The sequence below is a fragment of the Blastococcus haudaquaticus genome (assembly GCF_900230285.1).
GTDB lineage: Bacteria > Actinomycetota > Actinomycetes > Mycobacteriales > Geodermatophilaceae > Blastococcus_B > Blastococcus_B haudaquaticus.
The window spans coordinates 319,610-333,537 of the sequence record NZ_OCNK01000005.1 but is presented as its reverse complement, the minus strand read 5'-3'; the positions used below and the strand labels follow the sequence as shown (position 1 = coordinate 333,537).

Below are 13,928 nucleotides of genomic sequence, written 5' to 3'. Positions count from 1 at the left end.
ATCCCGCCGAGCTGCTCCCGCGGCGAGAGACCCCGCACGTCCTCGGCGGCCAGGGCATCCAGCGCCGATTGCAACTCGCCCATGACCACCCTCCCCACCTGTTCGAACATGTGTACGAAGTCTATGCCAGTGAGCCGCTTCCGGCCAGATGAATCCCCAGGTGAGAGCGCTGTCCACAGTCTCGCGACGCGCTTGCTGAGTCGTGTCCGGTCCGATAGGCATGCGTGCCTGAACGCCGATGACTTCCGCGGACGGCGGCGGTCCTACGGACGTCGACCGATCAGAAGGAGCCCCGTGGACCAGCTGCTCAGAGTGCAGAACTTCACCGTCTCGAGCGACGGCTTCGGTGCCGGCGAGGGCCAGAGCCTGGAGCGACCGTTCGGGCACGCCGATCCCCGGGAGCTGATGGCCTGGGCGCTCGCCACGGCGAGCTTTCCCAACCGCAGCGAACCCGGGGGGAGTCGCGGTCTGGACGACTACTTCACGCGCGACTTCAGCCACGGCATCGGCGCCGAGATCATGGGCCGGAACAAGTTCGGGCCGCAGCGGGGTCCGTGGCAGGACCACGAGTGGCAGGGCTGGTGGGGCGACGAGCCCCCGTTCCACACGCCCGTGTTCGTCATGACCCACCACGGACGTCCGTCGTTCTCCCTCTCCGACACCACGTTCCACTTCGTCGGCGGGGAGCCCGCGACGGTTCTCGACCAGGCGAAGGGGGCAGCTCAGGGCAAGGACGTCCGGCTGGGTGGCGGGGCGACCGTCATCCGGCAGTTCCTCGAGGCCGACCTCGTCGACACGTTGCACGTCGCGGTCGCGCCGGTGGAGCTCGGTTCCGGGACGAGGCTGTGGACGTCACCCGACGAACTCGGTGACCGCTTCCACGTCGACGTCGTGCCCAGCGCGAGCGGTGTCGTCCACCACCTGTTCTGGCGGAGGTGACAGGTCAGCCGACGCGGTAGCCCGCCGGCGTCGCCACGACGTCCACGACCTCCCCGGAGGGGCGGCCGCAGCGCCGCTCGCAGCCGACCCAGTGCTGCCGGGCACCGTCCGCCGGGAGCGTCCGGCCGGCCACCGCCCGGGTCACGTCACCCCGGACGTCGGCCAGCGACCTGGCGCAGCCGGGCCGTCCGGCGCACGCGGTGACCCGCAGCCAGTCGCTGGCGGGGTCGAGGACGAGGTCGGCCGAGGCCAGCACCTCGGCGGCCGACGGGTCGGGCAGGTCGGGCACGACGATGCTCCGCCACGGGGTGAGCTGCACGTCGCCCCCGGCGGTGTCGGCGAGAAGATCGGCCTGGGCGGCCGTCAGTCGGCCGAGCGGGACGACGGCGACCACTGCGGTGCGGCCGTCGTCCTGCGCGACCGCCCCGGCCGGGCCGGTCGTCGGTGGCGAGGGGACGGTGAGAGGCTCGGCGCGCGACCCGGGCAGAGCCGCCGCGATCCGGGCGGGACCGCCGGCCAGCTCGCTCACCCGCCACGCGGTCCCGCCCTGAGCGGCGCGTTCGTCCAGGAAGGCGCGGGTGGCGGCGAGGGCCAGCGGGACGGCGTCCGCGGGTCGGCACCGCAGCCCGGTGTCCGTCCCCGCGAGCAGGAGCGCCACGTCGCCGGAGCCGCGCGCCAGGAGCCCGACGTCGGCCCCCAGCCCGGCCACGTCACCCCGGCCGTCGTCGAGAGCGGCGAGAAAGCGCCCGGGCAGCGCGGCGAGCGCCGGGTCGGCACAGAGGGCGACGTCGAATGCCGACACCCACGGGCGCACATCCAGGAAGCCGCCGACCCGACCGCTCAGCACGCTGGCGAGGACGTTGCGCGCCGTCTCGTGGGTGGCGCTGGGCAGCAGTCCGGCGTCCGTCAGCCGGGAGCCGAGCTCGACCTCGGCTCCCGGGCGCAGACCGCGCAGCTGCACGTTGGCGCGGCTGGTGAGCTCCAGCGCGCCGTCGCCGAGGTCGCGGGCGGCGGCGGCCAGCACCAGGAGCTGGGCCGCGGACAGCGCTCCGCCCGGCACCCGCACGCGCGCCAGTGCGCCGTCCGCGGCGGCATGGGTCTGCAGCGCACCGGGGCAGGCGTCGGCGCGGTGCCTCACGGGAGGAGCTGTCATCGCGCCAGCGAGGCTACTGCGACCTGCCCGGACGATCTCTTGCGAACTGTTTGCAATAGGCTTCGGTGCAGGTCGATGGAGGGACACGGATGGCTCCGCACGGACGAACGGCGCGCACGATGGCGGTGGGCGGGGCCATGGTGCTCGCGGTCAGCGCGTGCGGCGGGACCGCGGGCGGGACCGCCACGTCGGAGTCCCCGACGGAGCTGCGGCTGGCGATCGGCGGTGAGCCGGACGACGGCTTCGACCCCACGCTCGGCTGGGGAAGGTACGGCTCCCCGCTGTTCCAGTCCACGCTGCTGGCGCGCGACGCCGACCTGGGCATCGTGCCGGACCTGGCCACCGACTGGTCGGTGAGCGAGGACGGCCTGGTGTGGACCGTCGACGTCCGCACCGACGCCCGGTTCAGCGACGGCGAGCCGGTCACCGCGGCCGACGTCGCCTACACCTTCACGACGGCCAGCGAGAGCGGCGGCCTCACCGACGTCACCGCGCTGGCGGAGGCAGTCGCCGTCGACGACGACACCGTGGAGCTGCGGCTGCAGCGACCGCAGAGCACGTTCGTCAACCGGCTGGTGTCGCTCGGCATCGTGCCCGAGCACGCCCATGGCGACGACTACGCCCGCAACCCCGTGGGCTCGGGCCCCTTCGCCCTCGTGCAGTGGGACGAGGGGCAGCAGCTCATCGTCGAGCGCAACGACGACTACTACGGCGACCTGCCGGACTTCGAGCGGATCGTCTTCCAGTTCACCGGCGAGGACGCCTCCATGGCAGCGGCCTCGGCCGGCCAGGTGGACATGGCCGCCGTTCCGAGCCAGCTCGCCGGCACGGAGGTCCCCGGCATGCGGCTGGTGCCGGTCCCGTCGGTCGACAACCGGGGGATCATGTTCCCCTACGTCCCCGATGAGGGCCGGACGACCGAGGACGGCGCTCCGATCGGCAACGACGTCACCTCCGACCTCGCGGTGCGGCAGGCGGTCAACTCGGCCGTCGACCGCGAGCTCCTGGTGGAGGGCGTCCTCGAGGGCTTCGGCTCGCCGGCCACAGGACCGGTCGACGGCCTGCCCTGGTACGAGCCGGCCTCCGCCGTCGGGGACGCCGATCCCGCCCGCGCGGCGCGCCTGCTGGAGGACGCCGGCTGGGTCGACGGGGACGGCGACGGGGTCCGGGAGAGGGACGGCGTCCGAGCGGAGTTCGCGCTGCTCTACCCGGCCGACGACAGCCTCCGCCAGGGGCTCGCGCTGGCGGTGGCCGACATGCTGGCCCCGATCGGCCTCGAGGTCTCCGCGCAGGGGGAGAGCTGGGACGTCATCGATCAGCGCCTGCACGCCGACGCGGTGCTCTTCGGCTGGGGCAGCCTCGACCCGACCGAGATGTACAACCTCTACTCGTCGAGCCGGGCCGGCGTGGAGTACTGGAACCCCGGTTTCTACGCCGACGCCGACGTCGACGCGAACTTCGACGCGGCGCTCGCCGCGACGGACCAGGAGACGGCGAACGAGCACTGGCGCGCTGCCCAGCACGACGGGGCGGGCGGCGGCTTCGGTCCCTCCGGCGACGCGGCCTGGGCGTGGCTGGTGAACCTGGAGCACACCTATCTCGTCGACGAGTGCCTGGACCTGGGCGCCCCGCGGATCGAGCCGCACGGCCACGGCTGGCCGATCACGGCCGGGATCGCCGGGTGGCGGTGGACCTGCTGACCGCCCGGCTGCGCGGCGCCGTCGGGCGGCTGCTCCGGCTGGTCCTGCTGCTCGCCGCCGTGGCAGCGGCGTCCTTCACGCTGATGGCCCACTCGCCGATCGACCCGGTGGACGCCTACGTCGGTGGCGACATCGCGGCCATCGGCCCGGAGCAGCGGGCGCAGATCGCCGAGCGCTGGGGCCTCGGGGACCCGCCGCTGGAGCGCTTCGGCGCGTGGTTCGGCCAGCTGCTGCAGGGCGACCTGGGGCAGTCCCTGACCTTCAACCAGCCGGTGACCCAGGTGATCGGCGAGCGCTTCCCGGCCAGTCTCGCGCTCATGGCGACCGCCTGGCTCCTCTCGGGGCTCTTCGGCTTCTCGCTGGGCGTGGTGGCCGGCGTCCGGCAGGGGCGGGTCGCCGACCGGGCGATCTGCTGGTGGGCCTACACGCTGGCCTCCGCGCCGACGTTCTGGGTCGGGCTGCTCCTGCTCTACGTCTTCTCCGTCTCGCTGGGCTGGACGCCGGTGTGCTGCGCGGTGCCGGTGGGTGTGCTGGCCGAGGACGTGACGCTGCTCGACCGGCTGCAGCACCTGATCCTCCCGGCGCTGACACTGTCGATCGTCGGCGTCGCGCCGGTCGTGCTGCACACCCGCCACGCGGTGATCCACGCCATGGCCAGTGACCACGTCGCCTTCGCGCGGGCGCAGGGCGAGTCGACCCGGGGAGTGGTGGTGCACCACGTGCTCCGCAACGCCGCTGCGCCGGCCGTCCTGCTCCAGTTCGCCGCGCTCGGCGAGCTGTTCGGCGGCTCGGTGCTTGCCGAGCAGGTCTTCTCCTATCCGGGTCTGGGCGCCGCCACGACCGCGGCGGCACTCGGCCAGGACGTTCCGCTGCTGCTGGGCATCGTGCTGTTCACCACGGTGTTCGTCTTCGTGGGCAACCAGCTGGGCGACGTCGCGCACGCCCGGTTGGACCCGCGGGTCGGGCGTCGGCCGTCGAGGGGACGCCGAGGACGCGACGGCGAGCCGGCCGGCCTCCCGGCGGCACCGGAGGCGTTCCCGCCGCCGCCCACGGGGGAGCCCGAGCCCGCCGGCCGGGGTGTCCGGTGACCGCCCTCCTGGCGCTGCCGCGGCTCGCCCTCGGGGACCGCCGCCGCCGGACCCTCGCCTATGTCGGTCTGTCGTTGCTGGTCGTCCTGGGAGTGCTCGTCGCCGGGGGGCTGGCCGCCGACCCGGCGCAGACCACGAGCCTGGCCGACCGGAACCTGGGACCGTCGGCCGACCACTGGTTCGGCACCGACCGGCTCGGTCGCGACGTGCTCGCCCGCACCCTGACCGGGCTGCGGCTGAGCCTCCTGGTCGGGGTGGCCGCGGCCTCGATCTCCGCCGTCATCGCGCTGCTGCTGGCCTGCCTCGCGGCGGTGTTCGGCGGGGTGGTGGACCGGGCCGTGACCTGGCTGGTCGACCTCTTCCTGTCCCTGCCCCACCTGGTGCTGCTCATCCTCCTTGCGTTCGCCCTGGGAGGAGGCACTCGGGCGGTGGTCGTCGTCGTCGCCCTGACGCACTGGCCGTCGCTCACCCGGGTGCTGCGGGGGAGGGCGGGCGAGGTCATGTCGTCGGACTACGTGGCCGTGTCCCGTCAGCTGGGCCGGGGCCGGTGGTGGATCGCGCGCCGTCACCTGGCCGGTCACCTGACCGGTCACTTCCTCGTCGGCGCCGTCCTGCTGTTCCCGCACGCGATCCTGCACGAGGCCGCGCTGTCCTTCCTCGGCCTCGGGGTCGACCCGGGGGAGCCCTCCATCGGCGTGCTGCTGGCGGAGTCCATGCGCTACCTCACCGCCGGCGCGTGGTGGCTCGCAGTCCTGCCCGGGCTCTGCCTGCTGGTGGTCGTGAAGCTCGTCGACACGATCGGCGAGAACACCCGCGCCCTGCTCGATCCGCGGAGCCACCACCTGTGAGCGCGCTGCTGGAGGTCCGGGGGCTCGAGGTCGACTTCGTGCAGTACGAGCGCGGCCTGCGCCGCCGCTCGGTGCCCGCCCTGACCGGCATGGACCTCACCGCGTCCCCCGGGGAGGTGGTCGCCCTCGTCGGCGCGAGCGGCGCCGGCAAGAGCCTCCTCGCCCACGCCGTCCTGGGGCTCCTGCCGCCGAACGCGGTGGAGTGCGGCACCGTGACCTACGACGGCGTGCCCCGGGACCCGGCCGCGCGCCGGCGTCTGGCCGGCCGCGAGACGATGCTGCTGCCCCAGTCGGTGAGCTTCCTCGACCCGGTCAACCCCGTCGGCCGCCAGGTGCGCAGGTCCGCCCGGCTGGCCGGCCGGAGCGATCCCCGACGAGCCGCCGAGGAGGCGCTGGCGCAGCGCGGTCTGGGCCCCGAGGTGCTGCGGCTGTACCCGCACGAGCTGTCCGGAGGGATGGCGCGCCGGGTCATGGTCGCCATGGCGACCCTGCGCGCGCCGCGGCTGCTGCTCGCCGACGAACCCACCACCGGCCTCCCGCCCGAGACGGTCCGGACGACGCTCGCCGAGTTCCGGCAGCTGGCCGACGACGGGTGCGCGGTCGTCGTGGTCACCCACGAGCTGCTGGCCGTGCTCGACGTCGCCGACCGCGTGGTCATCTGCTCGGCGGGGCGCACCGTCGACGTCGCCGATCCGGCCGACTTCACCGGCGACGGCTCGCGGCTGGGGCACCCCTTCAGCCGGGCGCTGTGGCAGGCGCTGCCGGTCAACGGCCTGCACGTGTCGGGGGTGTCCTGATGCTGCAGGCGCAGGACGTCTGGTTCCGCTACGGAGCACGCCGGCCGTGGGTGCTCGAGGCAGTCGACCTCGCGGTCGCACCGGGCGAGGTCGTCGGTCTGTGCGGTCCCAGCGGTGGCGGCAAGAGCACCGCCGGCCGGCTCCTCGCCGGGCTCCTCCCGCCGGCGCGCGGGCGGGTGACGGTCGACGGCGCGACGCCCCGGCCGCGGCGGACCCCGCATCCGGTGCAGCTGGTCCTGCAGCACCCGGAGCGGGCGATGGACCCCCGCTGGACCCTCCGCCAGGTCCTCGCCGCCACGGGCGCGGGTCCCGGAGCGGTCGCCGCGCTGGACCCCGAGCTGGTCGCTCCGGGGTGGCTGGACCGCTATCCGCACGAGATCAGCGGCGGCGAGCTGCAGCGGGTGAACCTGGCGCGGGCGCTGCTCGCCCGGCCGCGGTACCTGGTCGCCGACGAGCTCACCGCCAGCCTCGACGCGGTCACCCAGGCACGGATCTGGCACCTGCTCCTCGACCGGTGCCGCGCGGCCTCGATCGGGGTCCTGGCGATCGCGCACGACCGGCCGCTCCTGGAGGTCGTCGCCGACCGCGTCGTCGACTGGGACCGTCCCGCGGACACGCGACCCGCCTGACAGCGGCTCACCCGTCCGGTCGTTGACCGACCGCTCGCCGGCCCCGCACAGTGGACGCGTGACCCGCGCCCTCGCCGTGCTGACCTGCGGGGCGTTCATCACCCTCGTGGCCGAGGCGACCGGCCTGGAGCACCCGCTGCCCCCGATCGCCGTCGCGCTGGTCTTCTCCCTCGTCGCGGTCCTCGGCTTCCGCTGGGTCGACCGGCAGGAGCCGCGACGACGACGCCGGCTCGGGGTCCTCTACGTCCTGGTCCAGCTCCCGATGACCTACCTGGTCTTCATGACGGGCAGCGTGGGCGTGGGCGCGACGCTCCTCACGCTGGTCCTGGTCAGCCAGAGCGTCCTGCTCCTGCCGCTGCCGGGCGCCGTCGTGGTCGCCGCCGTCGTGCCCCTGGTGCACCTCGGCATGCCCATGGCCGACGGGCTGCGCACCATGCTGGGTACCTACGTCGCCGCCGCGTTCACCGCCGTCGTCACCGAGCTGCTGCGCCGCGAGCAGCGGGCTCGCGCCGAACTGGCGCGGGCGAACGCCCGGCTGCGCGACAACGCCGCGCAGCTGGAGGAACTCGCCACGACCCGGGAGCGCAACCGGGTCGCCCGCGACATCCACGACGGGCTCGGCCACCACCTCACGGTCGTCCAGATGCAGGTGCAGGCCGCTCGCGCGGTGCTCGCGGCCGATCCGGCGCGGGCCGACGCCGTGCTCGCGAAGGCGCAGCAGCAGTCGACGGAGGCGCTCGCCGAGGTCCGGCGGTCGGTCGCCGCCCTGCGCGAGCCGCGCGTCGTCCCGCCGCTGCCCGAGGCGCTGGAAGCGCTGGTCGGGGACACCTCGGGTGCCGGGATCCCCACCGATCTGCAGGTCACCGGGACGGCGCGCCCGCTCGGCGCCGACGCCGAGGAGTCCCTGTTCCGCACGGCCCAGGAGGGCCTGACGAACGTCCGCAAGCACGCGGCGGCCGCGAGCGCCTCCGTCGTCCTCGCCTACGGCGACGACGGGATCGTCCGGCTGGAGGTCCGTGACGACGGCTGCGGGACCGCGGAGCTCGCCGACGGCGCCGGCTTCGGCCTGCTCGGCCTGCGCGAGCGGGCCGCCCGGCTCGGGGGCTCCGTCGACGTGGTCTCCCGGCCGGGGTCCGGGACGACGGTGCGCGTGGCGGTGCCCGGGTGAGCCGGCCCGTCCGGGTCCTGCTGGCCGACGACCAGGCACTGTTCCGGGAGGCGCTGGCCACGCTGCTCGGGGTGCGCCCGGAGATCGAGGTCGTCGGCGAGGCCGGGAACGGCGCCGAGGCGCTCGACCGGGCGGCCGCGCTGCACCCCGACGTCGTCCTCATGGACCTGCACATGCCGGTGCTGGACGGCGTCGCCGCGACCCGCCGGCTGCGGGTCGAGCAGCCCGGCACGCGGGTGCTCGCCCTCACCACGTTCGACGACGACGAGGACGTGTTCGCGGCCCTGCGTGCCGGGGCCGTCGGCTACCTCCTCAAGGACGTCTCCGCCGACCGCCTCGTCGAGGCGCTGCTCGCGGCCGCGCGGGGGGAGTCGGTCCTGCAGCCGTCGGTCGCCGCGCGGGTGGTGGCGCGCTTCGCCGCGATGCCCGAGGACGCCGGGCCGCGCGCGCAGCCGCTGGTCGTGCCGCTGTCGGAGCGCGAGCTGGAGGTGGTCCGCCTGCTCGCCGACGGCGGGAGCAACCGGGAGATCGCCGCCGCACTGTTCCTGGCGGAGGGGACGGTCAAGAACCACGTCACCAACGTGCTGGCCAAGCTGGGGGCGCGCGACCGCACCCAGGCTGCCCTGCGCGCCCGGGCGCTCGGCCTCGTCTGACCAGGTCACCGCGGACCATGACCCCGGTCATGACCTCCGGCACCTGTTCCGACGCCCGCGTCGCCCGACGATCACCACATGACCACGGACATCCGCACCCACTCGCACGCCCGCACCCGCAGCCACTCCCGCAGTCACCGCGTCCGCCACTTCCTGCGGCACTACGTCGAGATGGTCGTGGCGATGATCGCCGGGATGATGGTGCTCGGCCCCGTCGTCGACCTCGTGTGGCCGTCGCTGACCGCCCGCGCCGACGTGGGCGTCATGGTGATGGCCACGAACATGGCGATCGGCATGGGGGCGTGGATGCGATTCCGCCGCCACTCGTGGCGGTCGATCGCGGAGATGTCGGCCGCGATGTACGTGCCGTTCCTGGTGCTGCTCGTGCCGTTCTGGGCCGGCGCGATGGGGGAGCACGCGATGATGACCTGGGGTCACGTCCTGATGCTCCCGGCGATGGCGGCGGTCATGCTCCTGCGGCCCGCCGAGTACGCCCACTGAACCGTGGTCCACTGGGAGAGCAGCGCGGCGGACCCCCGTCGGCGCACCCTCGACCGGGAGATCCATGAACCGCCGCACCACCGCCCGCCTGCTCGCCGTCCCGACCGCCCTGGTCCTCTCCCTCACCGCGTGCGGTGACGACGGCGCCGGTGACGAGCCGACGTCCCAGTCCTGCGAGACCCGGGCCGAGACGGCCGACGCGCCGGACGACGTGTCCACGGACCTCGCCGAGAAGCCCGAGGTGCCGACGACGGACGCCTCGCCGCCGTGCGGGCTGCAGATCAGCGACGTGGTGGTCGGGGACGGTCCCGAGGCCGTCCAGGGCGCGTCCGTCGCCGTGAAGTACGTGGGTGCCTTCTACGGGACGGGGGAGGAGTTCGACTCCTCCTGGAGCCGGGGGGAGAACGAGACGTTGCCGGTGACCGTCGGCGCCGGACAGGTCATCACGGGCTTCGACCAGGCGATCGACGGCATGCAGGTGGGGGGCCGCCGCATGGTCACCATCCCCAGCGACCTCGGCTACGGGCCCACCGGTCAGGGCCCCATCCCCGGTGACGCGACCCTGGTGTTCGTCCTGGACCTGGTCGAGGTCGCCTGACGCGCACGGCTGCCGCCGCCTCGGCCACGGGCTGACGGGCGGTCCGACGGCGCCCGGTACGGTCAACCCATTCACGGCAGTGCGCGAGGAAGCCGGTGCGATACCGGCGCGGTCCCGCCACTGTGACCCCGGGGCTCTGCACGTCAGGAGCCCAGGGGGAGCCAGATACTCCGGCTGCCGTGCCCGACGACCCGGGGCGCGGACCCCGAGTGAGGCAGTGCATGTTCACCCTGCTCTCCACCAGCGACACCGACCTGCTCTCCGCCCGGGCCAGCGCCGCGGACTGGCGCCTGGGCAATCCCGCCAGGCTCGGCCCGGAAGGCATCGCGGCGCTGGTCGAGGGCAGCGCCGTCGTGGTCGTCCGGATCCTCGGCGTCCGGCGGCAGTACGAGGAGATGCTCGCGCCGCTGATCGCCGGGCCCGCGCCCGTCGTCGTCCTCGGTGGCGAGCAGGTACCCGACGCGGAGCTCATGGAGCTCTCCACCGTGCCGATGGGCGTGGCCACGGAGGCGCACGGCTACCTGGCGCAGGGCGGCCCGGACAACCTGGTGCAGTTGCACCGGTTCCTCTCCGACACCGTGCTGCTGACCGGCGAGGGCTTCGAGCCGCCGTCGGTCGCGCCGGACTGGGGCGTGCTGGAGCGGTCGTCCACGGCCGACGGTCCGCGCATCGCCGTCCTCTACTACCGCGCGCACCACCTGTCCGGGAACACCGGCTTCGTCGAGGACCTCTGCCGCGCCATCGAGGACGCCGGCGGCACGGCCCTCCCGGTGTTCACCGCATCCCTGCGCTCGGTCGACCCCGGCCTGCTGGAGACGCTGCGCGGGGCCGACGCGATGATCGTGACGGTGCTCGCCGCCGGCGGCTCGAGGCCGGCCACCGCGCAGGCCGGTGGCGACGACGGCGCCTGGGACGTCGGTGAGCTCGCCGCCCTCGACGTGCCGGTCATCCAGGGCCTGTGCCTCACGCGGTCCCGCGCCGAGTGGGCCGCCGACGACGACGGGCTGTCACCGCTGGACGTCGGCAACCAGGTCGCCATCCCGGAGTTCGACGGCCGCCTGATCAGCGTCCCGTTCTCCTTCAAGGAGACCGACGCCGACGGGCTCACGCAGTACGTCGCCGATCCCGAGCGGGCCGCCCGCGTGGCCGGCACCGCCGTGGCCCACGCCCGGCTGCGGCACACGCCGCCGGCCGAGCGCCGCATCGTGGTGATGCTCAGCGCCTACCCGACCAAGCACGCCCGGATCGGCAACGCGGTCGGCCTGGACACCCCCGCGTCGGTGGTCCGGCTGCTGGCCGCCATGCACGGGCAGGGCTACGACATCGGCCCGTTCGACGGGCCGGACGCGCTGCCCGGCGTCGCCGACCTGGACGGCGACGCGCTGGTGCACGCGCTCATCGCCGCCGGCGGGCAGGACGAGAACTGGCTGACCGACGAGCAGCTCTCCGGCAACCCGGTGCGCATCCGTGCCTCCGAGTACCGGAAGCACTTCGACAGCCTCCCGGCCGACCTGCGCGCGGCCATGGTCGAGCACTGGGGCGAGGCGCCCGGCTCGCTGTTCGTGGACGGTTCCGGCCAGGACCAGGCGATCGTCCTCGCCGCGCTCCGGGCGGGCAACGTCGTCGTGATGGTCCAGCCGCCGCGCGGCTTCGGCGAGAACCCGATCGCGATCTACCACGACCCCGACCTGCCGCCGTCGCACCACTACCTGGCCGCGTACTGGTGGCTCCGCTCCGCGCAGTCGGCCGGAGGGTTCGGCGCGCACGCGCTGGTGCACGTCGGCAAGCACGGCAACCTCGAGTGGCTGCCCGGCAAGAACGTCGGGCTGTCGGCCTCGTGCGGGCCGGACGCGGCGCTCGGCGACCTGCCGCTGGTCTACCCGTTCCTGGTGAACGACCCGGGCGAGGGCAGCCAGGCCAAGCGCCGGGCGCACGCCACGCTGGTCGACCACATGGTCCCGCCGATGGCCCGCGCGGACTCCTACGGCGACATCGCCCGGCTGGAGCAGCTGCTCGACGAGCACGCCAACATCGCGGCGATGGACCCGGCCAAGCTGCCGGCCGTCCGCGCGCAGATCTGGACGCTGCTGCAGGCCGCCAAGCTCGACCACGACCTCGGCCTGAACGAGCGCCCCGAGGACGACCACTTCGACGAGATGATCCTGCACGTCGACGGGTGGCTGTGCGAGATCAAGGACTCGCAGATCCGCGACGGGCTGCACGTGCTCGGCACCCCGCCGTCCGGCCAGAACCGGGTGGACCTGGTGCTTGCCATGCTCCGCGCCCGGCAGATCTGGGGCGGCGCGGTCGCGCTGCCGGGGCTGCGCGAGGCACTGGGCCTGGTCGAGGACGGCACCGCCGGTCTCCAGGCCACCGACGCCGTCGAGGCGCAGGCAGCCGCGCTGGTCGCCGGCATGGAGGAGCAGGGCTGGACCTCGTCCGCGATCCCCGACGTGGTCGGCGGCGTGCTCGGCACCATGGACGACGACGTCGCTGCGGTGCTGCGATTCGCCGTCGACGAGGTGGTGCCCCGGCTGGCGCGCACGACCGACGAACTGGACGCGACCCTGCACGCCCTCGAGGGCGGGTACGTGCCGGCCGGACCCTCGGGCTCCCCGTTGCGCGGGCTGGTCAACGTCCTCCCGACCGGCCGGAACTTCTACTCCGTCGACCCCCGCGCCGTTCCCTCCCGGCTGGCCTGGGAGACCGGCCAGTCGCTGGCCGAGTCGCTGGTGCACCGGTACCGGGCCGACACGGGCGAGTACCCGCGCTCGGTCGGGCTGTCGGTCTGGGGCACGTCGGCGATGCGGACGTCCGGGGACGACGTCGCCGAGGTGCTCGCGCTGCTCGGCGTCCGCCCGGTCTGGGACGACGCCTCGCGCCGGGTGACCGGGCTCGAGGCCGTGCCGCTCGACGAGCTCGGCCGGCCGCGGATCGACGTCACCGTCCGGATCAGCGGCTTCTTCCGCGACGCCTTCCCGCACGTCGTCACCATGCTGGACGACGCGGTGGCCCTGGCCGCGTCCCTCGACGAGCCGGACGACGCCAACTTCGTGAAGGCCCACGTGGATGCCGACGTCGCGGCCCACGGTGACCGCCGGCGGGCGACCGCCCGGGTGTTCGGCTCCAAGGCCGGCGCCTACGGGGCGGGGCTGCTGTCGCTGATCGACTCGCGGAACTGGCGCGGGGACGCCGATCTCGCCGAGGTGTACGCGGTCTGGGGCGGCTACGCCTACGGGCGCGGCCTCGACGGCGTGCAGGCCCGGCCCGACATGGAGACCGCCTACAAGCGGATCGCGGTGGCGGCCAAGAACGTCGACACCCGCGAGCACGACATCGCCGACTCCGACGACTACTTCCAGTACCACGGCGGGATGGTGGCGACGGTCCGCGCGCTCACCGGGACCGCGCCGGCCGCCTACATCGGTGACTCGACCCGGCCGGAGCAGGTGCGCACCCGCTCGCTGGTCGAGGAGACCTCGCGGGTCTTCCGCGCCCGCGTGGTGAACCCGAAGTGGCTGGCGGCCATGCGCCGGCACGGCTACAAGGGCGCCTTCGAGCTGGCCGCGACCGTCGACTACCTGTTCGGCTACGACGCCACCACCGGCGTGGTCGCCGACTGGATGTACGAGAAGCTGGCGCAGACCTACGTGCTCGACCCCGAGAACCGGGAGTTCCTGGAGACGTCCAACCCCTGGGCCCTGCACGGCATCGCCGAGCGGCTGCTGGAGGCGGCCGACCGGAAGATGTGGGCGGAGCCGGACCCGGCGCTGCTGGCCGAGTTGCAGCAGGCCTACCTCGACACCGAGGGCGACCTGGAGGGTGGCGAGACGCCGGCGCAGGTCGGTCGCTGA

At 74.2% G+C, this 13,928-nt stretch carries 12 protein-coding genes and 1 riboswitch; of the genes, 11 read left to right on the top strand and 1 reads right to left on the bottom strand.

All coding sequences use genetic code 11. The features are described from left to right. The first annotated feature begins 294 nt into the window (after positions 1-294). Positions 295-939, top strand: coding sequence for a dihydrofolate reductase family protein (locus tag CRP30_RS19515; RefSeq protein WP_097185653.1), 645 nt, complete (start codon positions 295-297; stop codon positions 937-939). A gap of 4 nt (positions 940-943) precedes the next feature. Here CRP30_RS19515 and CRP30_RS19510 read toward each other — a convergent pair whose 3' ends face one another. Beyond that, positions 944-2,092 (bottom strand): ferredoxin-like domain-containing protein, encoded by a 1,149-nt coding sequence (locus tag CRP30_RS19510; protein ID WP_097185652.1) that lies wholly within the window; start codon positions 2,090-2,092, stop codon positions 944-946. Between the two features lie 89 nt (positions 2,093-2,181). Between CRP30_RS19510 and CRP30_RS19505 the strand changes: the two genes are divergently transcribed. The 10 genes from CRP30_RS19505 (at position 2,182) to cobN (ending at position 13,928) form a co-directional block, all read left to right on the top strand. Further along, positions 2,182-3,792, top strand: a complete 1,611-nt coding sequence (locus tag CRP30_RS19505; protein ID WP_097185651.1) for an ABC transporter substrate-binding protein — start codon at positions 2,182-2,184, stop codon at positions 3,790-3,792. Then, the gene (locus CRP30_RS19500; protein ID WP_200814863.1) at positions 3,774-4,880 is read left to right on the top strand and encodes an ABC transporter permease; all 1,107 of its coding nucleotides are present in this window, start codon (positions 3,774-3,776) and stop codon (positions 4,878-4,880) included. The genes CRP30_RS19505 and CRP30_RS19500 overlap by 19 nt, the downstream gene beginning before the upstream one ends. Beyond that, positions 4,877-5,728 (top strand): ABC transporter permease, encoded by an 852-nt coding sequence (locus CRP30_RS19495; protein ID WP_097185650.1) that lies wholly within the window; start codon positions 4,877-4,879, stop codon positions 5,726-5,728. The genes CRP30_RS19500 and CRP30_RS19495 overlap by 4 nt, the downstream gene beginning before the upstream one ends. Further along, positions 5,725-6,525: an ATP-binding cassette domain-containing protein gene (locus CRP30_RS19490; protein WP_200814862.1), complete on the top strand. Its 801-nt coding sequence runs from the start codon at positions 5,725-5,727 to the stop codon at positions 6,523-6,525. The genes CRP30_RS19495 and CRP30_RS19490 overlap by 4 nt, the downstream gene beginning before the upstream one ends. After that, positions 6,525-7,154, top strand: coding sequence for an ABC transporter ATP-binding protein (locus CRP30_RS19485; RefSeq protein ID WP_097185649.1), 630 nt, complete (start codon positions 6,525-6,527; stop codon positions 7,152-7,154). Before CRP30_RS19490 ends, CRP30_RS19485 begins: the two co-directional genes overlap by 1 nt. A gap of 58 nt (positions 7,155-7,212) precedes the next feature. Continuing rightward, complete coding sequence (locus tag CRP30_RS19480) at positions 7,213-8,322, top strand: sensor histidine kinase (protein ID WP_097185648.1); 1,110 nt, start codon at positions 7,213-7,215, stop codon at positions 8,320-8,322. After that, the gene (locus CRP30_RS19475; RefSeq protein ID WP_097185647.1) at positions 8,319-8,975 is read left to right on the top strand and encodes a response regulator; all 657 of its coding nucleotides are present in this window, start codon (positions 8,319-8,321) and stop codon (positions 8,973-8,975) included. Before CRP30_RS19480 ends, CRP30_RS19475 begins: the two co-directional genes overlap by 4 nt. Positions 8,976-9,053: 78 nt before the next feature. Next, a complete protein-coding gene (locus CRP30_RS19470) occupies positions 9,054-9,476 on the top strand; it encodes a hypothetical protein (RefSeq protein ID WP_200814861.1) in 423 nt (140 codons plus the stop codon). A gap of 64 nt (positions 9,477-9,540) precedes the next feature. Next, positions 9,541-10,074: an FKBP-type peptidyl-prolyl cis-trans isomerase gene (locus tag CRP30_RS19465; protein ID WP_097185646.1), complete on the top strand. Its 534-nt coding sequence runs from the start codon at positions 9,541-9,543 to the stop codon at positions 10,072-10,074. 85 nt (positions 10,075-10,159) lie between these two features. Next, positions 10,160-10,245: riboswitch (cobalamin riboswitch) on the top strand. A gap of 50 nt (positions 10,246-10,295) precedes the next feature. Then, entirely contained in the window at positions 10,296-13,928 is a 3,633-nt protein-coding gene (cobN, locus tag CRP30_RS19460) for a cobaltochelatase subunit CobN (protein WP_097185645.1), read from the top strand.